The following is a 23782-nucleotide window of genomic DNA, read 5'->3' as shown; positions in this document are numbered from 1 at the left end:
GGAGGGAGGGTTGGGGCGCGGCGGCCGGACCGACCAGGCTGGCTACATTTCGCCTGGTCGGCCCGGCCACCGGGTTACGGCCTGACGGGTTCCCGGTGAAGAGCGGGCGTCAGATCGCGGTCAGGGTCAGCACGCCCTGGTACGTCCCGGCCTGGGTGGAGGTCGGGGCGAGCAGGGTCAGGTCGGCGCCGACCTTGGCGGTGCCGAGACCGGTCGCGACGGCCAGCGTCCGGGCGGACCGCAGGCCCAGCGCGCCGCTGTCGTTCGCCCCGACCCCGTTCGCCGGGCTGACCTGGCCGCCGAGGGTGACCTTCAGGCCGTCGCCCTTGGAGAGCAGGTTCGGGGCCCAGCCGAGGTTCTGCGCGTTGATCGTGTTCGTGCCGGAGGCGAACTGCGCGACCTGGCCGGTGACCGACCAGCCCGGGGCACCCGCACGGGTGTCCGTGACGGTGACGGTCTGGATCGCGCCGTTGGTGCTGAACAGCGTGCTGGAGCTGTTCAGGGTGAGCGGCGGCAGGGTGACGTTGCCGCCGGCCACGCTGATCACCAGGGCGCCGGGCGCGACCGTGGTGGTGATGGTCTCGCCGACCGGCGCCGGCGGGGTCGGGCCGCCCGGGTTCGGCGGGGTGACCACGGGGGTCACGGTGAACGCCACCGCGTCCGAGGCGGAGGCGGCGTACGCGGCCGGGTCGGCCGGGGTGAAGGCGGCCGTGAAGGAGTGGTCGCCCTCCAGCAGGCCGTTCACGCTCAGCTGGGCCGCACCCGCGACGACCGGCTTGGTGTCGAGCACGGCGCCGCCGTCCTTGAACTGCACGGTGCCCGCGACACCAGGGGTGACGGTGGCGCTGAGCTGCACCGGGGTGCCCTGGGCGGCGGAGCTCGCCGGGGTGACCGCCAGCGCGGTGTGGGTGGCCGCGGCGCCGCGCGGGCTGATCGTGTAGGCCACCGCCGGCGACGTCGAGCCGAGGAAGCCCGCGTTCGTCGAGGTGAAGACGGCCGACAGGGTGTGGGCGCCCTCGGTCAGCGCCGCGGTGATCAGGCTCGCCTGGCCACCGGACACGGCGACCGGCGTGCCGACGGGGGTGGCACCGTCCAGGAACTGCACGGTGCCCGAGGCGGCCGGGGTGACGTTGGCGGTCAGCGTGACGTCGCTGCCGGCCGTGGCCGAGCCGGTCGGGGTGACGCTCAGCGCGGTGCTGGTGGCCACCGCGACCGGCGTGTTCGGGTCGGTGGAGGTGTAGCTGGTGGGGCTGGTGAACCAGACCGCGCCGACGAAGTCGCCGAAGTAAGTGGTGCCGATCTTGGCGCGGCAGCGCAGCCGGAACTCGTACTTGCCGGAGAGGGTGGAGAAGCCGTTCTTCTGCGCGAAGCTGCGCATGGTGTCGCTGAGCGGGATGGTCAGGTGGCCCTGCGCGTCGGGCGGGAAGACCGACTGCGCCTGGTTCGGCGTGACGCCGTAGCCCTCGGCCGGGAAGCCCTGGCCGAAGACCAGGGTCTGCAGGTTGGTGCCGCCCGGGCAGGAGGCGGAGCTGACGACGCTGATCAGCTCGTCGTCCGCGCCGGTGGCCGGGTTCAGGGCCAGGGTGCCGATGGTCGGGCTCTCGTCGGCGGCGTACGCGACGGAACCGATCATGCTGATGCTGCCCGCGGCCAGCAGGGTGGCCGCGCCGAGTGCTACGGAGCGCGTTATGCGGATGCTCACGGTGTTGCTCGCTTCCAGGTGAAAGGCTGTGCGGGCGAGAGGAGTTGGAGCGGGTCGGGCGGTGGGGCAGGTCACGCGGCGGAGCGGGTCAGGCGGTGGAGCGGAGCACCGGGCCGGCGAGGGGAGCGGGGAGCCGGCCGGCGGGCGTGCGTGCGGCCGGATCAGCCCGTGGTGCGCGAGGTGTCACCGCAGTTGCTGTTCACGCCGAAGCCGTACTGCTTGATCAGCGAGGAGCGCTGGCAGATCTGCGAGGTGCCGCCGACGAAGACGTCGCTCCACGGGGAGGTGGCGACCTTGCTGGTCGGGATGACGTTGTAGACGTCACGGGTGGCCGGGGCGCCGGTGTTCAGCAGCACCGACGGCACGCCGTTGATGTTGCCGAGCTGGGCGGTGCCGCGGATGTCCGCGATGGTGTTGGAGCTCTGGGCGATGTACTGGGCGATCGAGAACGGCACCAGCGACGCGGTGTCCAGCACGCGGCCGTCGTGCTCCTCGATCTTCTTGCCGCCCTTGGTGTCGCTCACGCAGGGGTACTTGTTCGCGACCACGTCGGCCTCGGTGATGCCGACGACCGACAGCCAGAACGAGCGGGTGCCCGAGCCGGCCTGCGGGAGCAGCGGGCGGATCGCCCAGTTCGGCGCGGTGCCGACGTAGCCGGGGTCGCAGCTGTAGATGGCGTGCAGGTCGGCGGTGGTGAGGTCGAGCGGCAGCGAGCTGCCCGCGCTGACGGCGTAGGTGACGCCGTCCACCGCGAACGGGACGTAGGTCAGGCCGGGGGTGCTGGCGGCCAGGTTCAGGCTGGAGGAGCGGGCGAAGTCGAGGCAGCCCTTGCCCTTGTTGAGCTCGTTGAGCAGGGCGGAGCGGCCGGCGCCGGAGCCGTTCGGGCGGGCCACGGCCTGGCAGTCGGCGGACTCCTTGGTGGCGATGGTGGCCGAGCCGATCGCGTTGTAGGAGCCGACCACCTTCTGGCCGCCGACGGTGATGTCGCCCGCGAGCGCGTTCATGACGCCCTGGGTGGTGTCCGAGCCGACGCCGGCGAGCGGACGGTAGACCGGCGGGCCGGACGGGTCCGCCTGGGCGGAGCCGGTGCCGGCCACCACCAGGCCGAGGCCGGCGGCGACGGTCACGCACTTGGCGAGGTGGCTCTTGGTGAGGCTCATCTTGGTGCTCTTCCCTGTGTGGAGACAGCTCTCGGGCACGGCCGAAGGAGTCATCGGCCGTGTGGCGCACATGCGTTGAGGGTGGATCCGGGTGAAGCGGTGGATCCGGCGGAACGGTGGATCGGTGGATCGGTGGCCGCGATCGGCCGGTGGGTGCGGTCGGCCGCGGGATGCGGTTGGTCGTTGGGGGCCCGGACGGCCCGGCGGCGGTGGCGCGGCCGGCGCGGGCGGCCCGGTGGCGGTTCGGGCGGCCTGGCGGGGCCGCCGTCCGTCAGGGTCGGCGCCTGCGCAGCAGACGCGGCACGAGCAACCCGGCCGCGCCCGCCAGCACTCCGGCGATGAGGGCGCCGAGCAGCAGGAAGCGGACGTTCCCGACCTCGGTCTTCGCCGTCTTGGCCAAGGCCGCGGCGGGAGTGGCCGGCGCCAGGACGACCGGGGTGTGCGCCGGGGACGGGCTCGCCGGGCCGGCCGGGCTCGGGGTGGGCGACGGGGAGGCGGCTGCGGCGCCCGCCCCCGCACCGGCGGACCGGGCCGGGCCGGCGGTGACCGCCCGGTCGCCCGACGGCGCCGGTTCGGTCTCGTCCGAGACCGACTCCACCACCGTCTGGCCGGTGACACCGGCCGCCAGGCCGCCGCCGGTCGGGGTCGGGGTCGGCGCCGTCGTCGGCCCGGTGCTCGGGGAGGGCCCGGCGGTCGCGGTGGGCGTCGGCGTGGGCTCGGGCTTGCCCGCCCTGGCCTCGATGGCGTCGGCGACCTTCCGGGTGGCGAACCGGACGTCCTCCGGCAGCGGCACGTACCCCTCGGCCAGCTGCCCGGCCGCGACGCCCGGCGTCTGTCCGTCGCCCATCGCGTAGCGCAGCAGCGAGGCGTAGGAGGCCCCGCTCGCGGTGTCGAGGGCCGAGGGCACCGTCGCCGCGTAGGTGATCGAGGTCAGCGGGTAGCCGCCGGTGACCGGGGCCGCCGGCGACACGATGGGCATGCCGCTGGTGGTGGGCACCAGGCCCTGGTCGAGCATCGTCAGCATCGAGGTGTTGTCCGGTGCGACGAACTCGCCCTTGCCGTTGCGCAGTCGGGCGGTGCTCAGGCCGTACCTGGCCGCCTGGGCGGTGGTGGTGAGCGCCAGCACCCCGCGCAGGCCCTGGGCCTGCGGCGCGCCCTTCTTGAGCGAGCCGGGGGTGGTGGTGGAGTCCCAGACGGACTTGGACAGGGTGTCCCCGCGGGCCGCCGAACGGGCCGCCTCCAGCATGGTGTTGGCGTACGGGTGCGAGTCGAGGTTGCACCAGGCCGGGCGGTTGGTCGGGTCGTCCGGGAAGCTCTGGCAGTAGCTGTCCGGCTTGGGGTAGTTGGCCACCGGCATGATGAGACCGTCCCGCACGAAGGCCGGGTTGACCGAGTCGCCCCACCCCGGGCTGACCGTGCCCTGCAGGAAGGCCAGGGCCTCCGGGTCGGAGAACAGCCAGGCCCAGACCAGCGCGGCGGCGTCGCTGTCGCCGGTCGGCAGCAGCAGGTCGGGGATCCTGGACGGGAAGTACAGGTTCTTGAACTGCGGGTTCAGGGCGAGGAACTCCGGATCGGAGGTGAGGTCGAGCGGGTTGCCGGCGGGTACGTCCGGATCGCCCGGGTTGACGGCGTACCGGTAGCTCTGGGTGAGCAGCTTGGCCACCAGCCTCGGCGTCAGGTTCATCTCCTGGATGCGCTGGCCGTCCTTCTGCCGGATGTCGGCGGGGGTGAGCGAGTAGGACTGGCTCTCGACCACGAAGGAGATGGCGAGCCCGGAGACGCCGAGCGGTGCGTAGACCGGGGTCCGGCCGGGCGTCTGGGCGTCCTGCGGGAGCGGGAAGCCCATGTAGACCAGGCCGGGGTCGCCCTGCAGGAGCCGGCCGCGGGCCAGCGAGTCGGTGGTCCTGGTGAAGCTGAAGATCCCGCCGGCCTGGCGGCAGAGCACGGGCTGCCAGCGCCAGACCGCCTCGGCGGCCATCTCGCTGCCGCTGGTGGGGCGTTCGGTGCTGCCGATCGGGCAGGACAGGCCGACCGGCTCGAAGTGCAGCGGGACGACCATGCGCTTGGCCCAGTTGGTGGCGCTGAGCGGGGAGGACTGGAGTTTGGCGGAGTCGCCGGTCGGCGGCTGCCCGTCGACCTCGCGGTCACCGCGCGGCACGATCACCAGCCAGCAGGCGCGGCCCTCGGTGAAGGGCCCGGGCTGGCCGGCCGGGGTCTGGCCGCAGCCGAGGCCCGGGGCCTCCATACCGGTCTGGATCTCGAAGTAGAGCTGTCCGGTGCCGTCGGCGCGGGTCGGCGCGAACGGCACCTCGTTGGTGGACTGCGAGTCGAAGTACTGGCTGCTGCCGTTGGTCTCTGCCGCTGCGCCGCTGACCGGGCGGAACGGCGCGTAGACGTTCTGGTTCTCGCCGGCCGGGCGGATCGTCTCGGCCGGATCGGTCAGCGTGCGGCCGTAGTTGAGCTGCCGGCTGGGCACGTACGCGCCACCGCGGCCGTCACCCTTGGAGGCGCCGTACTGGCACTGCTCGCGGTCCGGTCCGGCGGCCTGGTCGCCCCAGCACTGCATGACCTCCAGGTAGTTCTGGCCGAAGGACATCGGGCTCGGCGTGGTGGCCCGGCCGCCCTTCCAGGTCAGGCCGATCACCTGGTTCACGAGGTGGGTGGTCTGACTGACCGTCACCTCCAGGTCGGCGAACTCGCCGGTGCCGTGCACCACGACCGGCAGCGGGTCACCGACGGCCGTCGGTGCGCCGCCCACCTCCTGGGCCGCGAAGGCGGAGGAGGAGGTGGCCGTCAGCGGCGCCGTGCGCGCGGCCGGCTGCGGCGTCGGCGCCGGGACGGCGGACCCGGCCGGAGCGGCGGTGGCTGCGCCCGGGGCGCTGGAGGTCGCCGGGGGGTCGATCGGGACGGGCGCGGCGGTCATCGCGTCCACCGGGATGTCCGGTGCGCCGGTGGCCGCGACGGGGACCTTGCCGGGGGCGCCGGCGGGGGTGGCGGACAGCGCCGCCCCGGCCGCGGTGGCCAGCAGCAGGGTGAGCAGGCCCGTGGTGCGCAGCACCCTGCGCAGGCCGGTGGCCCTGGTCATGCCCGCTCCTTCGTGGCCCGGGCCGCGCGACCGGCGACCAGCGGCGGCAGGACGATGACGGCGCCGAGCAGCAGTACGGCGATCACCATCAGCGAGTACCGCAGGCCGCTGCCGGCGTCCGCGGCGATGGCCATCGAGTCGGCGCTGACCTGCTGGCCACCGGATCCGCCCGAGCCGCCGGTGCTGCCGCCACCGCCGCCCAGCGCCGGGTCCCCGCCGCCGGCGCCACCGCTCAGTGCCGGGTCTCCGCCGCCGGCCGCGCCGCCGGTACCGCCCGCCGCGCCACCGGCCGTGCCACCGGCGGCGGTTCCGCCCGCGGCGGAGCCACCCGTGGCCGCGGCGCCGCCGCCCGTGGCGGCCGAACCGCCGCCGCCCCCGGAGCCCGAGCCCGAGCCGGAGCCGTCGGAGCCGTCGGAGCCGCCGTCACCGCCGTCACCGCCCGTGGTGCCGCCGGCGCCGGTGCCACCGGTACCGGTGTTGGTCTGGGTCGGAGTCTGCGCGGCGCCGCCGGTCCCGGTGCCGCACTGGCCGCCGGAGCCCTTCTTGTCGCAGTCCTGGGGCTTGGGCGCGCCGGCCGCGTACGGGTTGGTGTTGCCCGGTCCGAAAGTGGGGTTGCTGCACTTGGCGGCGTCGAAGGCGCGGGCCTCGCTGCCGGGCACCTTGGCGAACTGCTCGAAGGCGGACTGTACGAGCTGCCTGGTGAGCGGGGAGTAGCCGAGCTGGTCGGCCTGTTTCTGGCCCTCGCAGAGGAAGTAGTAGCCGAACGCGGCGAGCGTCCTGCCCTTCTCGGCGGTGAAGGTGCCCACCTCGGAGGCGTGCACGGCCATGTAGCTGTAGCTGGAGAGCGGGTAGGAGTTCGGCAGGTTGTTGTCGTAGACGGCGTCGAGGTTCTGCGTGAGGTCGGCGTTGATCTGGGCCTTCTCCAGCGCCACCGAGACGTTCTGCCCCTTGGGTTCGACGTAGTAGCCGGCCGGGTTGAGCATCTTGACGACCGGGAACCCGCTGTTCAGCGCGTAGGAGTACTCGACGTAGGTGATGGCGCCGACGTTGGAGTCGGTGGCGACGGCGTTCGCCACGGCCACCGAGGTGCCCAGCGCCTGCCAGGTGGAGCCGCCGAGCAGCGGGAAGAAGGAGGTCATCCCGCAGGGGGCGTGACGCGGGGACTTGACGCAGTAGGCGTCCCAGGTCGACTGCTGGCGCTTGCTCAGCCAGGTGGTGAGCTGGGCCGTGGTGCCGGAGCCGTCCGAGCGGACGACGGGGCGGACGGCGACGTCGGGCATCTTCAGGCCGGGGTTGTCGGCCGCCACCGCGGGGTCGTTCCAGCGGGTGATCTGGCCGGTGAAGATCTTCGCGATGACGTCGCCGGAGAGGCGCAGGTTGGTGACCCGCTTGCCGTTGATCTTGAGGTTGTACATGAAGGCGGTGCCGCCCGCGACGATCGGCAGGTAGGCCATCGGCCACGGCGGCGGGGCGTCGAACTGGCCCCCGTCGGTGAGCCCGTAGGGGATCTCGGAGACCGCGAAGTCGGTGGCGCCGTTCTTGAACTGGTTGCGCCCGTAGCTGGAGCCCTGCGCGTCGAAGTCGATCGTCATGCCGTACTGGCGGACGTTGCTGACCCAGGAGTCGACGGCGTTGCTGCTCCAGGTGGAGCCGGCGCCGCTGATCCGCCGGTAGTCGGCCGCCGCCGCCCGGGGGGCCGAGCCGAGCAGCAGGGAGGTGCTGAACACCGCGAGCGCGGCCAGGAGGGTGACGGTACGGGTGAGCACGGGCGCCTTTCGGGCAGTGGGGATCGCGGCCATCCGGCCCAGGTCGTCGGCGGACTGCCTCGCCCTGCGGCGGATCTGACGTTTCGTCAGTTCACCGGGGCCGCGCCCGCCGAGGGTGCGGGCGACCAGGAAGAGCAGCAGCACCAGGGCGAGCAGGACGGCCGCCGCGCCGAACGCGCGGGTGACCTGGAACTGGGAGGGGAACTTGACCAGCGTGAAGGCCATCAGCGGCAGGCTGGCCTGCGGGCCGTCCAGCGGGTTGAGGTTGAGGTTCTTGGTGTAGCCCGAGCAGAGCAGCACCGGCGAGGTCTCGCCGATCCCGCGGGCGGCCCCGAGGATGACGGCGGTGGCCAGTCCGGAGCGGGCGCTCGGCAGGGTGACCGTCCAGACCGTCCGCCACCGGCCGGCGCCCAGCGCGTACGAGGCCTCCTTGAGCGAGGCGGGGACGAGGCGCAGCACCACGTCGGCGGCCCTGATCAGGATGGGCAGCATCATCACCGACAGGGCCACGCCCGCGGCGAGTCCGGAGCGGTGCGCGTCAAGGCTGAGCACCACCGCGTAGACGAACAGCCCGGCCAGGATGGAGGGCAGCGCGGTCATCGCCTCGACCAGGGTGCGCACCAGCCGGCTGAACCGGCCCGGGACCTCGCTGAGGAAGACCGCGCAGCTGACCCCGAGCGGGATGGTGATCGCCAGCGAGATGGCGATCTGGGTGAGCGTGCCGATCAGCGCGTGCAGGGCGCCGCCCTTGTCGAGCGGGTCGGCGGGCCCGGCCTCGGAGAGGTCCTGGGTGTAGAAGTTGGTGTGCCGCAGGGCGTCGAAGCCGTGCATGAACACGTAGCCGACCGTCCACACCAGGACGGCGAGCAGCAGGGCGGCGATGCTGTGCACCACGGCGGAGGCGAGCTTGTCCCGGACGGCCAGCCCGCTCTCGTCCCGGGAGACGAGCAGGGCGTAGAGGCCGAGGAAGGCCAGCCAGGTGCAGACCACGAAGCCGATGCCGCCGCTGAACGGCGCCAGCCGCTGGAAGAGCAGGGCGGAGAGCGCCACGGCGCCGGCCAGGCTGCCCCAGAAGGCGTAGTGGTCGGAGGCCCGGCGCCGGCCGGGGCGGCGGCGCGTCTGGGGGGCCGCCGGTGCGGGCGTGCGCACCACGGTGGTGCGGGGCGGGGCGGTGGTCATGAGCTGGCTCCCGAGCGGCTGCGGGCGACCACGGCGGCCGCGGCGAAGTTGACCACCAGGGTCAGCAGGAAGAGCGCCAGGCCCGCGGCCATCAGGGCGGAGATGGAGAACGGGGTGGAGTCGCCGTAGCGCAGCGCGATCATCGGGGCGACGGCGCTGCCGCCGGTCTGCAGGATGTGCGGCTGGATCTCGAAGGTCATCGAGAGGATCAGGTAGACCGTGATGGTCTCGCCGAGCGCCCGGCCGAGGCCCAGCATGGTGCCGCCGATGATGCCGCCGCGGCCGAACGGCAGCACCACCGAGCGGATCATGCCCCAGCGGGTGCTGCCCAGGGCGTAGGCGCCCTCGCGCTCGCCGGCCGGTGCCTGGTCGAAGACCTCGCGCATGATGGAGCACATGATCGGCGTGATCATGAACGCCACCACGGTGCCCGCCATCACGCTGGACGCGGTGTACACCAGGGGCGGGGTCAGCGGGTCGTCCACGTCGACCCCGTTGACCTTGAAGAGCGGGATCCAGCCGAAGTAGGTGGAGACCCAGCGGGCGACGCCGGTCAGCTGGTACTGCAGCAGGACGAAGCCCCAGACCCCGTAGACCACGCTGGGGACGGCGGCCATCAGGTCGACCATGCCGATCAGCGTCCGGCGCAGCTTCCGGGGTGCGTACTCGCTGATGTAGAGGGCGCTGCCGAGGGCCAGCGGCACCGCCAGCACCACCGCGATGCCGCCGATCAGCACGGTGCCGACCAGCACCGCGGCGATGCCGAACTGACCGTGTCCGCCGTCCGGGTTCCAGCTCTCGGTGGTCAGGAAGGACAGCCCGGCGACGCGCAGCGCGCGGGTCGCCCGAACCGCCAGGTAGCCGCCGACGCCGAGCATCACCAGGAGGACGAAGGCACCGCTGAAGCGGGCCCAGAGCAGGAAGACGCGGTCCGCCGCGCCGGGGTTGGCGGCCGGCTTGCGGGGGGTGTCCGAGCCGGGCAGCAGCTGGTCCGTGCTCACCCGGCACCGCCGGTCAGGACACCCGGTCGGGCGGTCGCGGAGCCGGCCGGGGCGGGCCCGGAGCCGGCCGCCGCCTCGGTGCGGGCCGCCGCCGCCGCGGTGCGGGCCCCGGCGAGGAAGCGGGCCAGGTTGTACTGGCACTCGCGCTGGCGCCGGTAGCCCCGCGCCGAGCAGGCGACCGTGCGGCCGTCCAGCTCCAGCTTCCAGAGCCAGAGCCCGCCGTTGCCCTGCGAGCACAGGGTCGCCCTGCCCTCGTCCAGCCGGTGCTGGCACTCCTCGATGGCGGCGCGGCAGGCGGCGGCGTCCCGGAACGTCTCCTCGCTCTGCCCGAGGTGCCGGTTGTTGGCACCGAGCAGCCGCCAGACCGTTCCGCTCGCCGAACGATCCAGGCGGGACGGTCTGCTGACGATCAGAAATCTGGGATGTTTCATGCCGGTGTTCGCCCTTCCGCCGCACTCCCTGGCTGAAAGAGGACGGTGTCGGCTCAGCGGGACCTCCCAGGTGCAACGGGGTGAACGCCGGACACGGACCAGCTGAACGAACGGCGCGGTCCGCTTTCACCGGTCCCACACTTTGTATACGATTCTGACGCCCCGTCAGCGCACTGCCCCGGGCCCGCCCGGCGGACGGGGCGGCCGGGCGACGCCCGTCCGGGGCCGCGGATCAGCCGAAACGCCGGCCGGTTCCGCGCCGACGGAAGCGGCGGCCCGGGCGACCGGCCGGACGGCGGGCCGGGTGGCGGTGAACGACGCCCCACGCGCCAATGGAGGGGAGGGAGTACGCGTTCTGTGCGAAACCCTGCCATGTCCGGCAGGCCGAGGCGGAGCCAGGAGAGGACAGATGACCCGAGCAGGCACCCCGGGGCCGGCGACGTCCGGTTCCTACGCGCTCCCCGCCCACGTGTTCTGGCTGGGAATCGCCCTGGTCACCCTGCTGGACGTGGTGCTCGCCGTCACCACCCACACCGCCTCCCGGCTGTCACCCCTGCTGATCGTGCTGCCCGCGTTCGCGGCCGGGCTGGGCTCCGTCCGGCAGACGGTGATCGCCTCCGCCTGGGCGATGGCCGGCCTCTGGGCCTCCTTCGCCTACGAGCCCCCCGCCCACCGCGCCGAAGCGGTCGCCGCCTCGATCGCCGCGCTCGCCTTCCAGGTCCTGGCCGTCACCGCCTGCTCCTGGCGGACCGCCCGCCAGCACGAACTCGACCGCCTCCGGTCCACGCTGGTCACCCTCCAGCGGCAGATCCTGCGCCCGCTCCCGGTCGTCACCCGGCAGGTGATGCTGGAGGGCCTGTACGCACCGGTCGAGGAGGACCGGATGGTGGGCGGCGACATCTACGAGGTCGTCAGCTCGCCGTACGGCACCCGGGTGCTGATCGGCGACGTCCAGGGCAAGGGGCTGGCCGCCATCGGCACCGGCTTCGCCGTCCTCGGCGCGTTCCGGGAGGCCGCGTTCCGCGAACCGACCCTCACCGCCGTGGTCGACGCCCTGGAGGACGCGGTGGTGCGCCACAACGCCTACGTCGAGGAGAACGACGAGCCCTCGCGGTTCGTCACCGCGCTGGCCCTGGGCATCGACGACGAGGAGGGCGTCCAGGTGGTCAACTGCGGCCACCTCCAGCCGTACCTGCTGGACGTGGACGGCAGCCGGCCGGTCCCGATCCCCGACACGGCGGTGCCGCTCGGCCTGGCCGCGCTCGCCGACGACCCCCGTACCGTCGGCTGGTTCGACCTCCCCGAACGGACCACCCTGCTGCTGTACACCGACGGCGTCACCGAGGCCCGCGACCCCGACGGCCGCTTCTACCCGCTCGACGCACGGCTGCCGGCCCTGGCCCCGCTGCCGCCCGCCGAGCTGCTCGCCGCCCTGCGTGCCGACATCGACCGCTTCACCGCGGGCGCCCGGCGGGACGACATCGCCGCCCTGACCGTGCGCCGCACCCCCTCGCAGTGGCGTCCCACCGGGAACCTCGCCGCCCACGCGGCGCCCGAGGGCACCACCGGGTGGCCCGCCGGCCGGCCGCGGCCGCACGGGTGAGCCGGGCACCCGGCGCACCGCAGGGCCGGCTCGCGGGCCACGGGTACGGGAGCGACCACGGGCCACGCGCTACGGCAGCTCGTCGCCGATCACGCGCAGGAAGGCCGCGAGCTCGGCCTGCGCGACCGGGTCGGGCACCGCCGCGGGCAGCAACCGGACCGCCAGCCCGACGTGCTCCCTGATCCGCTCCTCCAGCCAGCCACGGCCCCCGCACTCCTCGATCAGCGCGGCCACCTGTTCGAGCTCGGCCAGGCTCGGCTCGGAGGTGCCGTCGTAGAACGCCGCCAACCGGTCACGGGCCGGCCCGGCCGACTGCAGGGCCACCGCCACGAAGGCCCGCGCCTTGCGCCGGCGGAGGTCGGCCAGCGGATCCTCCAGCAGGTCGCGGGAGCTGCTCCAGACCCCCTCCCAGTCGTCGAAGAAGGCCATCGCCATACCGGCGTGGTAGCCGAACAGCTTCGCCGCCGCGACCTCCTCGGCCGGCGCCCCGCGCACCAGCGAGCCGACCATGGCCACCCCGGCGGTGGGCAGCGCGATGGTGCTCTCCAGCAGGTCGAGCGCGCCCTGCAGGTCGGCCTGCGAACTGCCCTCCGAGGCCAGGTCGCGGATCTGGCCGGAGCAGCACTCGCGGATCGCGAAGGCCGCCTGACGGCTCAGCTCGGCGGCGGCCGGGGTGCCCTCCGCCGCCAGCAGCTCGAAGGCCAGGCAGTGCATGGCGACCCCGACCTGGACGGCGGCGGGCACGCCGAAGACCGTCCAGAGCGTCGGGCGCCCCTTGCGGAGCATCTCCTGGTCCCCGATGTCGTCGTGCACGGTGCCCCCCGCGGACATCAGGGTGCCCGCGAGCGCGGCGTTGCGGACGGCGTCCCAGGCCTCCCTGGTGCTCCCCGCGCACAGCAGCGCCACGAGCGCCGGGCGGCGCCGGAAGCCCACCGGGACCGAGGGCCTCCCGTCCGCGTCGATCCAGCCGAAGTGGTACTCGGCCATCCGCCTGACCGGCTGGCTGAGCTTGGCGGTCGCCTCGCGCAGGGCGGGTTCGAGATAGGCGGTCACCGCTTCGGTGATCCGCTCCGAGGTGCGTACGGTCTGCAATTGCGGCCTCCAGGGTTTCGGGGACACGTTCCCGGAACGGGGGCCGTTCCATGCCGGCTCTCACCCGGTAGGGCGCCCTCACCCGATAGGGCTCACCCGGTAGGGCCAGTGCCCGCGGCGCGCCACCGCCCCGGACGCGGGCGAACCGGTATGACGGACCCGTACCACCGGCCGGGCGCCGCCCTCCCCCGCACCGGCGCCGCCGACGATTCCCCCGACCGGCCGGTCCGCACCCGACCGTGATCGCCCGTCACCCCTCCGGAGCACCCCAGGAGCCCGCCTTGCCGGCCGACCCACCCGCACCCGGCCACCGGGTCCGCCCGCGCGGCCGGGTCCGCCGCCTCGCGGCCCGCGCCCTCGCCGCGGCCCTCGCCGCCGCCCTCACGCCGGCCGGGGCGGGGGCCGTCACGGCCGCTCCCGCTCCCGCCCCGACCCGGCCGGCGGCCGTGACCGCCCCGGCGGCCACCCGGACGGTGACCGTCGACGGGGCCTCCGAAGGCCGGATCCTCGACGGCATCGGAGCGGCCAGCGGCGGCGGCGGCAACAGCCGGCTGCTGTACGACTACCCGGAGCCGCAGCGCAGCGAGATCCTCGACCTGCTCTTCACCCCGGGCCGCGGCGCCAGCCTGCAGGTCCTGAAGGTCGAGGTCGGCGGGGACACCAACTCCACCGACGGCGCCGAACCCAGCGCCGAGCACACGGCCACCGACGTCGACTACGACCGCGGCTACGAGTGGTGGCTGATGGAGCAGGCCAAGGCCCGGAACCCCGACATCAGGCTCTACGCCCTCGCCTGGGGCGCCCCCGGCTGGATCGGGTCCTTCTGGTCGACCGAAATGATCGACTACTACCTCCGGTGGATCGAGCACGCCCGGTCCGACCACGGGCTGACCATCGACTACATCGGCGGCTGGAACGAGCACGAGGACGTCGACAAGGCCTGGTACCGGGAGTTCCACGCCGCCCTCGCCGCCCGCGGACTGCCGACCCGGATCGTCGGGGCCGACGACGGCGGCAACAACTGGACGGTGGCCGACCGGATGGCCGCCGACCCGGCCTTCGCCGAGGCGGTCGACGTCATCGGCATCCACTACCCCTGCGGCTACCTGACCGCCCAGACGGACTGCCGGCCGCCGAACGACAACGCCCTGCGCAGCGGGAAGCGGATCTGGGCGAGCGAGAGCGGATCGCACGACCACCAGGACGGCGTCGCCCTGGTGCGCGGGACGAACCGCGCCTACCTGGACGCCCGGATGACCTCCTACATCAACTGGCCCCTGGTCGCCGCCGTCCCCCAGAGCCTGCCCTTCTCCACCGACGGGCTCCTGCTGGCCAACCAGCCCTGGTCGGGCAACTACACCGCGGGGCGGAACCTGTGGGCCACCGCCCACACCACCCGGTTCACCCGGGCCGGGTGGCAGTACCTCGACACCGGCAGCGGCTACCTCGGCGGCGACCGCGCCAACGGCAGCCACGTCTCGCTGAAGTCCCCCGACGGGGCCGACTGGACCACGGTGATCGAGACCACCACGGCCACCGCGGCGCAGCCGGTCGACTTCCGGGTACGCGGTCTGCCCGCCACCACCGTGCACGTCTGGGACAGCGCCCTCGACTCGACCGACCCCGCGCGCTGGATGACCCGGCTGCCCGACGTCTCCCCCGCCGCCGGCGCCTTCTCGCTGACCCTCCAGCCCGGCCACGCCTACACCCTCACCACCACCGAGCCCCCCGACCCGCTCGGCGCCGGCGTGCCGGGCGGAGCGGGCCCCGTCCCCGCCCGGCACGGCCTCCCGCTCCCGTACCGCGACGACTTCGAGCTCCTGGCCGCCGGCCGGCAGGCCCGCTACCTCGCCGACATGCAGGGCTCCTTCGAGGCCGCGCCGTGCACCGGCGGGCGCACCGGCACCTGCCTGCGGCAGGCGGCGCCGACCCGGCCGATCGAGTGGTCCCGGGTCGACTGCGAGCCGTTCGCGCTGCTGGGCGACCCCGACTGGGGCGACTACACCGTCAGCCTGGACGCCCTGCTCCCGCAGCCCGGCGGGGGCGTGGAGCTGCTGGGCCGCGCCACCCGCCAGTCCAAGGGCGCCCCCGGCCACCAGGCCGGCTACTACCTGCGGATCTCGGACACCGGCGCCTGGTCGATCCTGCGCAACAGCCCCGACGACGAGGCCTCGACGACCACCCTCCTCAGCGGGACGGCCGGCCCCCTCGGACACTCGACCTGGCACACCGTCGCCCTCGGGTTCCGGGGCAGCACCATCACCGCGGCACTGGACGGCGCCGTGCTCGGCAGCGTCACCGACGCCACGTACGCCGTCGGTCTCGCGGGCCTCGGCACCGCCGGCTACCACCCCGCGCAGTTCGACGACCTCACCGTGACCGGCAGCGGTGCGGGGCCCACCTCCAGCCTGGTCGGGGTCGGCTCGGACAGGTGCGTCGACGCGGGCACCGCCGCTGCCGCCGGCGCGGTGGCGCAGCGGACCTGCCGCGGCGGCAGCGCCCAGCGGGTCACCATCGCTCCCGACGGCAGCCTCGGGATCGCCGGCCGGTGCCTGGACACCGCCGGCCACGGCACCACCCCCGGCACCCGGATCGTCCTCGGGGAGTGCGACGGCGGCCCGGGCCAGCGGTGGGTCCGGAACGGCGACGGCAGCTTCGTCGGCGCGCGGTCGGGGCTGTGCCTGGCCGTCGCCGGCGCGAGCACCGGCGACGGCGCCCCGCTGGAGCTGGGCGTCTGTACGGGCGCGGACAGCCGGCACTGGGTCCGCGTCTGATCGCACGGGCCGGCGGGGCGCGACAGCGGGCGGGGCGAAACGGCGGGCGGCTGCTGCGGGCGGGCGAGGGCGCGAGCTGGCTGCTGCGGGCGGCCCGGCTACACCACGCCGGCCGCCCGCAGCAGCCAGCGGTTGGCCCGGCCGACCAGCCCGGCCCGGTCGAGCACCTCCAGGGTCTTGGCGGCCATCTCCCGCTTGGTGGTGTGCCAGAACGGGTTGCGGCGGGCGGCCCGGCGACCCTCCGCCGGGTCAACCCCGACGGCGGCGTAGAGCCGGGGGTTGATCAGGCTGGTGGTGGAGAAGTAGACGATCACCCCGATGAGGAGCTGCTCCCAGCGTCGCCGCACCGGGCCGAGGCGCTCCCGCTGCAGCTCCTCCCGGGCGTAGCTGATGTGCCGGGACTCCTCGATCACGTGGATCCTGGAGACCTGGCGGGTCAGCGGCTGGAGCGTCTCGTCGGCCATCGCCTCCCGCTGGAAGGCGTCCAGGATCTCCTCGACGTACATGGTGCCGCCGAAGGTCTGGCTGTGGGTCGAGACGGCCTTGAAGATCCGCCCCAGTTCGTGCGCCACCCGGCCGGGGCCGTACGCCGGCACGCCCATCCACGAGATCATCCGGGCGAACATCACCGAGTGCCGGCACTCGTCGCCGATCTCGGTGAGGGCGTACTGGACGTGGGCGGTGGTCGGATCGCGGTCGAAGGCGTGCCGCAGCAGCATCTGCATGAGGATCTCCTCGAACCAGATCCCCACGCTGGCGATGCTGGCGACCTCGTGCTTGCTCAGCTCGATCCGCTGCTCCTCCGTCATCCGCTCCCACTGGGGGGTGCCGTAGAGCGAGAGGCGGTGCGGCGGGCCGTAGAAGCGGCCGGGTTCCGGGGCGGCGGCCCAGTCGACGTCCGTCAGCGGGTCGAAGGAGAGCTTGGCGGAGGAGGCGAGCAGGCGCCGGGCGGTGCGTTCGCGGGCCGGGGCGTGGTCGGGCGCGTCCGGCCCGGTCTTCGCCCGGCGGGTGGTGGCTGTCATGAGCGGCTCCTCGACTCCTGGGTGGGCGACCGACCGTGGGGGCGACCGAGCAGCGGGCCCCGTCCAGAAGCTAGAAGCTATTAGACACAGCGTCAATAGAGCTGACGACCCCTTCTCGCCCGCGCCGGTGACACGCGACGCGGGCGGACCGCCACCCCGAGAGTATTTGTCCGATATGTTCGTATTCACCACGAGAAACGGTTCAGCGAGACGGTTCAGAGAGCGGGTGACGAAGTGCCCAGGGGTCTCACAGCCGACACGGTCGGCCCGGTGGACGTCGCGGTGGTCTCCTTCGACGGCAATCGATTCAACGGGGAGGTCGCCCCGGCCCTGCTGGACCTCCAGGACAGCGGAACGGTCCGCATCCTCGACCTCACCTTCATCCGCAAGGACCGCGACGGCGCGGTCGCGGTGGTGGAGGTCACCGACTCCGAGGTGGCCGCGGCCTTCGCCCGGGCCACCTCGGACGAGTTCGACCTGCTGAGCGAGGAGGATCTGGCAGCGGCCGCCGCCGGACTCCCGCCGGAGACCTCGGCACTGGTGGTGGTCTGGGAGAACACCTGGGCCGCCCGGCTCGCGGCGGCGCTGCGCGCCTCGCACGGCGAGGTGCTCCTGCTGGAGCGCATCCCGCGCGACGAGGTGCTCAGGGCCATCACCGCACTCGACGAGGAGGACTGATCACGATGCGTCGACGGATGGGAAGGCCCGGCCTGCTCGGCACGGTGGCCCGCACCGCCGTGGTGGCGGGCACCGCCACCACCGTGTCCGGGCGGATGCAGCGCGGCGCGGCCGAACGCTCCGCCCAGCAGGAGCAGGCCGCGGCGGCCCAGCAGCAGGCGATGGTGGACCAGGCGGCCGCCCAGGCGGCGGCGCAGGTGACGGCCGGCCAGCAGGCCCAGGCCGCCCCCGCGGCCGGGGAGGACCGGATCGGCAAGCTCACCGCCCTGGCCGACCTCAAGGCCCAGGGGCTGCTGACCGACGAGGAGTTCGCCGCGGAGAAGGCCCGCGTGCTCAACTCCTGAAGCACCACCCAGCCGGCCGTCCCCCTACGGGGCGGCCGGCGTCGGGTGCCCTCGCCGCCGGCCCGAGTGGTCCGTCGCCCCGGCCTCGGCCGCGGCTCCCCCGCATCATCCCGGCACGGCACACGGGCGCGCCCGTCGGCTCCCCTCGCGGTGGCACCTCCGCGCGGACGGCCCGCTCTCCCCCGACCACTGCGACCGACCCCGACCCCGACCGCCATGGTCCCCACCGGCCCCGGGCCGGCAGCAACGGAAGGACCGGTCACGGATGACCTCCCAGCAGATCCTCATCGGCGTGGGTCTGATCGTGGTGCTGGCCGTGGGCGGGCAGGTGCTCGCCGCCCGGCTGCGGATCCCCGCGATCATCGTGCTGCTGCCGCTGGGCTTCGCGGCCGGCGCGATCACCGACACCGTGCATCCGGACCAGATCCTCGGGGCGGCCTTCTCCCCGCTGGTCTCGCTCGCCGTGGCGGTGATCCTCTACGACGCCGGCCTCGGCCTGGATCTGCGCCAACTGGGGGGCCACACGCGGCGGGTGGTGCATCGACTGGTCTGGATGGGAGCCCTGCTGACCGCACCGATCGCGGCCTTCGCGGCGGCCCCCCTGCTCGGCATCTCGGGCCAGGCGGCCGCGATGCTCGGCACCATCCTGATCGTCTCCGGGCCCACCGTCGTCGGGCCGGTGCTGAACTTCGTACGCCCCAACGAGCGGCTCCAGCGGATCCTGCTCTGGGAGGGCTCGCTCATCGACGCCGTCGGCGGGATCGCGGGCGCGCTGGTCTTCCACGCGCTGATCAGCGACCACAAGCACGGCCTCGGGATCGGTGCGCTGCAGTTCCTGGCCAGCGTCGGCGTCGGCCTGCTCGGCGGCGCGGTCGGCATCGCGCTGCTCTGGTGGCTCCTGGTGCGGATGCGGCTCGGCGAACTCCTCGGGACGACCGTCCAGCTGGCCACGGTGATCGGCGTCGCCGCCGGGTGCGACGCGTTCCGCGAGGACACCGGGCTGATCGCGGCCATCGCGATGGGCGTCGCCGTCGCCACCCTCCCCGCCTTCGAACTCTCCATCCGACGGCCGTTCTTCGAGACCCTCGTCTCGTTGGCCGTCGGCGTCCTGTTCATCTCGATCTCGGCGACCGTCACCTGGTCGTCGCTGCGGCCGATCCTGCTGCCGGCCGTCGGCCTGGTCGCCGTCCTGGTCGTCCTCGTCCGCCCGCTGGTGGCCGCCCTCTCGACCCTGGGCACGGACCTCTCCCACGGCGAACGGGCCTTCCTGGGCTGGATGGCACCGCGCGGCATCGTCGCGGCCTCCACCGCGGCCACCTTCTCGGCCGAACTCGCCGCGGCCGGGATCGGCGGCGCGGCACGGATCCTGCCCGCGACCTTCCTCGTCATCGTCGCCACCGTCACCCTGTACGGGCTGACGGCCGCGCCGATGGCCCGACGGCTGGGCGTGGTCAGGCCGGCACGCTCGCGGCCGCTGCTGGTCGGTGGGGACCTCTGGGTGCTGGAACTCGGCCGGGTCCTGCGGTCGGCCGGCCTGGACGCGCTGGTGTGGGCCGGCCGGGCCTCGGAGCGTGACCGGATCAGGGCGGCGGGCCTGGACCTCGCGGGGGGCGACCTGCTGGCCAGCGCGAGCGGCGAGGGAGCGGAACGCGAAAGTGTCACCGCCGTCTACCTGCTCACCGCCGACGACGACTTCAACGCCCTGGTGTCCGCCCTGCTCCAGGAGGACGAGGGCCGGGCGGTCCACCGGCTGGTCCCCGCCGAGCCGCTGGAGCACGGCGCCCTGGTCGACCCGGACACCGCGCCGCTGTTCGCCGCGGGCCTGACCGGCCGGGCCATCGCCGGGCGCTTCCGGAACGGCGGCGGGATCTCGGCGCGGCCCGTCACCGCCGAAGTCCCGCCCGGCCACGACGTGCTGTTCACCGTCGCACCGGACGGCCGGCTGAGCCCCGCCCACGAGGGCGGCGGCGCTCCCGGCCCGGACGGCGGCTCAGGCCCCTTCACCGGCACCGGCGTTGCCACCGGCACCGGCACCGGACTGCGGATCCTGCTGGGCCCGGCAACGGCGCCGTCCACCGGATAGTACGGGCAGGGCGGTACGCGCAGTACGGGCAGTACGGGCAGTACGGGCAGGGCGGTACGCACAGTACGGGCCGAAGCCGTACGGCACTTCGCCGGGCGTACGGCACCGAGCAGTGCCCGGCCGGCCGGGGACGGTCGTCCGCGGCCGGCCGGGCCCGGCGTCAGCTGGTCTGGACGGCCGTGTCGTCGATCACGAAGCTCGTCTGCAGGGAGGAGTCCTCCACGCCGTTGAACTTCAGCGCGACCGACTGCCCGGCGTAGGCCGACAGGTCGACGGTCTTCTGGGCGTAGCCGGTGTTCGCGTTCACGTTCGAGTACGAGGCGATCGTGGTGCCGTTGGCGGTCACGGTCAGCTTGTCGTACACGGTGCTGCCGGTCTCGGCGGTGTCGATGTGCAGCCAGTAGCTCAGGGTCGCCTTGCAACCGGCCGGAATGGTGACGGTCTGCGCGAGGCTGTCGGTGTGGGCGGAGCCGTAGCCGTTCAGCCACGCCTTCCAGCTACCGCCGTGGGTGGCCTGGCCGGAGCTGTTGTCGACCACACCGCTGGTGGTGGTCCAGGGCGCCGCGGTGCCGGTCTCGAAGCCGGCGTTGCCGAGCAGCTGGGTCGGGGTGCAGGTGCCGCCGGTGCTGCTGACCGTCCAGGTGAAGGCGGTGGAGCCGGTCTTGTTCGCGGCGTCCTTCGCGGTCACGGTGACGTTGTAGGTGCCGGCCGCGGTGGCGGTGCCGGTGATCAGGCCGGAGGAGCCGATCGAGAGGCCGGTGGGCAGGCCGGTCGCGGTGAAGGTCAGCGGGGCGGTTCCACCGGTGGCCTGGATCTGCAGGTTGGCGGAGGAGTTCACCGTGCTGGACTGGTTGCCCGGGTTGGTCACCGTGGGCGCGGCCCCGACCGGCTTGGTGAGCAGGCAGCCGCTGACGCTGAGGTCGATGGCGCGGCCGGTGCCGAGGCAGGTGGTGAACCAGTAGGTCTCCTCGCCGTAGCTCTGGCCCTTGGTCACCGTGGTGGTGCCGTCGGCCGCCACCTCGCAGGGGTTGTTCAGCGTGCAGACCGCGCCGTCGTCGTTACCGGTGTTGTTGATGCCGACGACCCGCTTGGTGGCGGTGTCGACGATCGGCGAACCGGAGGTGCCGTGGGTGGTGTTGCAGCCGGAGCTGTAGCGGATCGAGTCGTGCCAGGTCCACTGGTCCTCGCGCAGGGTGGGGACGAAGCCGTTGACCGAGCAGTTCCACACCTGCTTCCAGTACGACGAGGGTATGTACATCGCGGAGCCGTCGACCGGGTGGGTGTCACTGATCGTCAGCGCCGTGGTGGCGTACTTGGTGGTGATGGACGCGTAGGTGTCCGTGAGCTGGTAGAGCGCGACGTCGGTGCCCGTCATGGTCGCGTAGAGCACCTTGTCCGCCTGGACGGTGCCGAGCGAGGTGCCCGAGGGGCTGAGCAGCGTGCCGCTGCGGCTCGCCGTGGTGTTCTGGATGACCTGGCCGGCGGACGGCATGGTCGGCAGGCAGTGCCCGTTGGTGAGCATCAGGGCCCGGTCGGTGTCGACCGAGGAGGGGTAACGCACCAGCGACGCGGAGCAGTTGCTCAGCGCGATGGTGGCCGTGAGGTCGCTCGCCTGGACGGCCGCCTGCGCCGGGGTGGCGGCGATGGTCAGTACGCCCGCGAGGACCGTGGCCGCGCCGAATGCGGCGACAAGTCTCTTGAACATGGCTCTCCTTGTGGGGGATGACGGAGCGTCCGACCGGTTGCGGACTCCCACGCCGGGAAGAACCTGCCATGGGCACTTCAACAAGGTCAACCATGCCGACCGAACTCGCGGCCGAATTCCCGCGCCCCGCGCCCCGGGGAGCGCACGGCGCCCCTGGCGTCGCGCCTCACCACACCCGCACGCCCGTACGCCCGCCCCCACGGCCGACCGCCCGCCGGAGCCCGGAATTGACGGGAAAGCGCCGTCGCGGCGACCGCCGACCCGGCCGGGCACCCCGAACCGCCGGCCCCGGGCGGCCCGCTCCCACCCCGGCCCCGGGCGGACGCCCCGGCCCGTCAGCAGTCCTCCCCCGGGCGGGCGGATGACGGGCCGACCGCCGGCGCACGGGGCGGCCGGCCGCACCCGGGAGAGCCCTCACTCTCCGTGACGATCGGACGGCGCAGCGGCCCGCACACCACCGCCGCGGACCCGCCGAACACCCACCCGGCCCGACACGGCCTAACCTTGAACATGGGCGCTGCGGCGCCGGCGCCGCCCCGGACGGCGGGCACAGCGGTGCCCGCGTCTCGTCACCACGGCGGGTGGGCCGGGGCCCCGGGGCCAGGACCGTCCGGACGCACAGGAGCGCACAGGGGGTTCAGGGGTTCACACGAAGGGACTCACGCCATGGCAGCGACGGACAGCGCGAGGGGCGACGACGTCTACCAGCCCGACGGCGGCGGCGAGATCGTCGACGACAGCGGCATCCTGGACGCCCAGGACACCCTCACCGGGCGGGAGGCCGACCCGTACGACGAGGGCTGGTCGCCACCGGAACGCTCACTCGCGGTCGAGCGCGTCGGCACGACGGCCGAGGAACAGCGTGTGGGGGAAAGCCTCGCCCAGCGGCTGACCGAGGAGCTCCCGGACCCCGCGCTCGACTTCGCCGCCGACGTCGGGGACGGGATCGGCGACGTGTCGGACACCGACGGTGAGCCGCTGGACGGCGAGGTCGGAGCGGCCCGTGCCGGCCGGCTCACCGCCCCGACCGGGCGCATTCCCAGCACCTTCGCCGAGGACGTCGGCATCGACGGCGCCGCCGCCTCCGCCGAGGAGGCCGCCGTGCACATCATCCCGGCCGACGGCGAGTTCCCCTGAGACGACCGCTCTCCCCGGCGGGGCGGCCCGGCCGAGGTCCGGACCGGTGGCCCGGACCGGGAACCGGCTCCGCGAACCGACTCCGAAAGCCGGCTCCAGGGCGGCGACACCACCCGCAGGGAGTAGCCGCCGGGCCCCGGCCGGGACGGCGTCCTCCCCGTCCCGGAGCGCGCGGAACGCACGGCGGCACCTACCGGACCGGCAGCGCGGCCGGTGCCCCCGGCCCACCGGCCGCGACGACACGCCCGCCCGCCGCGGCGCCCGCGACGGGCGGAGGATGGACCATGGAGGGGACCCCGCGAAGCTGAGCCGGAGGGGTTGCGCCCGATCACCCCGCGGGCGGACGAGGGGCCCGCCGCCCCGTACGGGCGGCCGGTACCGACGAGGAGCAGAACAGTACCGGCGAGGCCGGCCGCGAACGCCGGTCGGCCGCCGGTCCCGAGAAGCACCAAGGAGCCAGTATGAACACTCAGCCCGACTCGATTCCGCCGTCCGACCGCATCACCCCCGACGCCCTGCTGCACGTGGGCTCCGAAGGCCCCGTCACGGCCGAGGACATCGTCCTGGCGTCCGGCCGCGACCTCACCCCCAAGAACCTCGCCTGGGCCGAGCAGAAGCTCGCCACCGAGGGCAAGGCGGCCCTCGACCGGCTGCTCCCCTGATCCCCGAGCCCGTCCGCTGACCGGGCCGTGCGGCCCGCGCCGGACTGTCCTACCGCACGATCAGCCCGCACGATCGGCCCGCGCCGCGGTGAAGCCCCGCTGCCGGGCGCCCGCCGGCGGCACCGGCGCCCGCGGCACTCGAGCCGCCGGAGCAGACCGCAAGGCCACGGGTCCGCTCCCGGGAGACGTTCTCCCGGGAGCGGACCCGTGGCCTTGCGTACGGGGCGCGCGGCGCGGCGCTCTCAGCCCTTGCGACCGGCCGTCTCGGCGGTGAGCTGGGGCAGGACGGCGAAGAGGTCGCCGACCACGCCGTAGTCCACCAGCTCGAAGATCGGCGCCTCCGGGTCCTTGTTCACCG

15 protein-coding genes and 3 pseudogenes are annotated in these 23782 nt (G+C 74.0%); 7 read left to right on the top strand and 11 right to left on the bottom strand.

Annotated elements, in window-relative coordinates:
- Positions 1–109: 109 nt before the first annotated feature.
- The 6 genes from ACFTWP_RS32920 to ACFTWP_RS32895 form a co-directional block, all read right to left on the bottom strand.
- On the bottom strand, positions 110–1702 hold the full coding sequence (locus ACFTWP_RS32920) for an Ig-like domain repeat protein (protein ID WP_380268637.1): 1593 nt from the start codon (positions 1700–1702) through the stop codon (positions 110–112).
- Positions 1703–1863: 161 nt separating this feature from the next.
- Positions 1864–2862, bottom strand: coding sequence for a hypothetical protein (locus ACFTWP_RS32915; protein WP_380268636.1), 999 nt, complete (start codon positions 2860–2862; stop codon positions 1864–1866).
- A 271-nt stretch (positions 2863–3133) separates the two neighbouring features.
- Positions 3134–5947 (bottom strand): hypothetical protein, encoded by a 2814-nt coding sequence (locus ACFTWP_RS32910; RefSeq protein ID WP_380268634.1) that lies wholly within the window; start codon positions 5945–5947, stop codon positions 3134–3136.
- Positions 5944–8892, bottom strand: coding sequence for a phosphate ABC transporter permease PstA (gene pstA / locus ACFTWP_RS32905; RefSeq protein ID WP_380268633.1), 2949 nt, complete (start codon positions 8890–8892; stop codon positions 5944–5946). Before pstA ends, ACFTWP_RS32910 begins: the two co-directional genes overlap by 4 nt.
- Entirely contained in the window at positions 8889–9893 is a 1005-nt protein-coding gene (pstC, locus tag ACFTWP_RS32900) for a phosphate ABC transporter permease subunit PstC (RefSeq protein ID WP_380268632.1), read from the bottom strand. The genes pstA and pstC overlap by 4 nt, the downstream gene beginning before the upstream one ends.
- Positions 9890–10324 (bottom strand): hypothetical protein, encoded by a 435-nt coding sequence (locus ACFTWP_RS32895; protein ID WP_380268631.1) that lies wholly within the window; start codon positions 10322–10324, stop codon positions 9890–9892. Before ACFTWP_RS32895 ends, pstC begins: the two co-directional genes overlap by 4 nt.
- A 409-nt stretch (positions 10325–10733) precedes the next feature.
- Between ACFTWP_RS32895 and ACFTWP_RS32890 the strand changes: the two genes are divergently transcribed.
- On the top strand, positions 10734–11927 hold the full coding sequence (locus tag ACFTWP_RS32890; RefSeq protein ID WP_380268630.1) for a PP2C family protein-serine/threonine phosphatase: 1194 nt from the start codon (positions 10734–10736) through the stop codon (positions 11925–11927).
- Between the two features lie 69 nt (positions 11928–11996).
- On the opposite strand, the gene ACFTWP_RS32885 is transcribed toward ACFTWP_RS32890, so the two are convergent.
- Entirely contained in the window at positions 11997–13019 is a 1023-nt protein-coding gene (locus ACFTWP_RS32885; protein WP_380268629.1) for a polyprenyl synthetase family protein, read from the bottom strand.
- Positions 13020–13300: 281 nt separating this feature from the next.
- Here ACFTWP_RS32885 and ACFTWP_RS32880 point away from each other — a divergent pair, with 281 nt between their 5' ends.
- Positions 13301–15793, top strand: a complete 2493-nt coding sequence (locus ACFTWP_RS32880) for a ricin-type beta-trefoil lectin domain protein (RefSeq protein WP_380268628.1) — start codon at positions 13301–13303, stop codon at positions 15791–15793.
- A gap of 98 nt (positions 15794–15891) precedes the next feature.
- Here the strand turns inward: ACFTWP_RS32880 and ACFTWP_RS32875 are convergent, their stop codons facing one another.
- Complete coding sequence (locus ACFTWP_RS32875; protein WP_380268627.1) at positions 15892–16815, bottom strand: diiron oxygenase; 924 nt, start codon at positions 16813–16815, stop codon at positions 15892–15894.
- Positions 16816–17049: 234 nt separating this feature from the next.
- Between ACFTWP_RS32875 and ACFTWP_RS32870 the strand changes: the two genes are divergently transcribed.
- The 3 genes from ACFTWP_RS32870 to ACFTWP_RS32860 all read left to right on the top strand — a co-directional run bounded on the left by ACFTWP_RS32870 (position 17050) and on the right by ACFTWP_RS32860 (position 19920).
- Complete coding sequence (locus ACFTWP_RS32870; protein WP_380268626.1) at positions 17050–17493, top strand: DUF6325 family protein; 444 nt, start codon at positions 17050–17052, stop codon at positions 17491–17493.
- A 5-nt stretch (positions 17494–17498) separates the two neighbouring features.
- On the top strand, positions 17499–17837 hold the full coding sequence (locus tag ACFTWP_RS32865) for an SHOCT domain-containing protein (protein ID WP_380268625.1): 339 nt from the start codon (positions 17499–17501) through the stop codon (positions 17835–17837).
- A 265-nt stretch (positions 17838–18102) separates the two neighbouring features.
- Positions 18103–19920: a cation:proton antiporter gene (locus tag ACFTWP_RS32860; RefSeq protein ID WP_380268624.1), complete on the top strand. Its 1818-nt coding sequence runs from the start codon at positions 18103–18105 to the stop codon at positions 19918–19920.
- A 160-nt stretch (positions 19921–20080) separates the two neighbouring features.
- Here the strand turns inward: ACFTWP_RS32860 and ACFTWP_RS32855 are convergent.
- Both ACFTWP_RS32855 and ACFTWP_RS32850 read right to left on the bottom strand, forming a co-directional pair.
- Positions 20081–20803: pseudogene (locus tag ACFTWP_RS32855) on the bottom strand (putative Ig domain-containing protein); the annotation flags it as partial.
- 201 nt (positions 20804–21004) lie between these two features.
- Positions 21005–21625: pseudogene (locus ACFTWP_RS32850) on the bottom strand (serine protease); the annotation flags it as partial.
- A 666-nt stretch (positions 21626–22291) separates the two neighbouring features.
- Here ACFTWP_RS32850 and ACFTWP_RS32845 point away from each other — a divergent pair.
- Together ACFTWP_RS32845 and ACFTWP_RS32840 are read left to right on the top strand one after the other, a co-directional pair.
- Positions 22292–22762: a DUF5709 domain-containing protein gene (locus tag ACFTWP_RS32845; protein ID WP_380268623.1), complete on the top strand. Its 471-nt coding sequence runs from the start codon at positions 22292–22294 to the stop codon at positions 22760–22762.
- A gap of 461 nt (positions 22763–23223) precedes the next feature.
- Complete coding sequence (locus ACFTWP_RS32840; RefSeq protein ID WP_380268622.1) at positions 23224–23424, top strand: hypothetical protein; 201 nt, start codon at positions 23224–23226, stop codon at positions 23422–23424.
- A 242-nt stretch (positions 23425–23666) separates the two neighbouring features.
- Here the strand turns inward: ACFTWP_RS32840 and ACFTWP_RS32835 are convergent.
- Positions 23667–23782 (bottom strand): annotated as a pseudogene (locus ACFTWP_RS32835) (electron transfer flavoprotein subunit alpha/FixB family protein); the annotation flags it as partial.

The organism is Kitasatospora sp. NPDC057015 (assembly GCF_042673745.1).
Classification (GTDB): Bacteria; Actinomycetota; Actinomycetes; order Streptomycetales; family Streptomycetaceae; genus Kitasatospora.
This window is presented reverse-complemented; position numbering and strand designations above follow the sequence as displayed.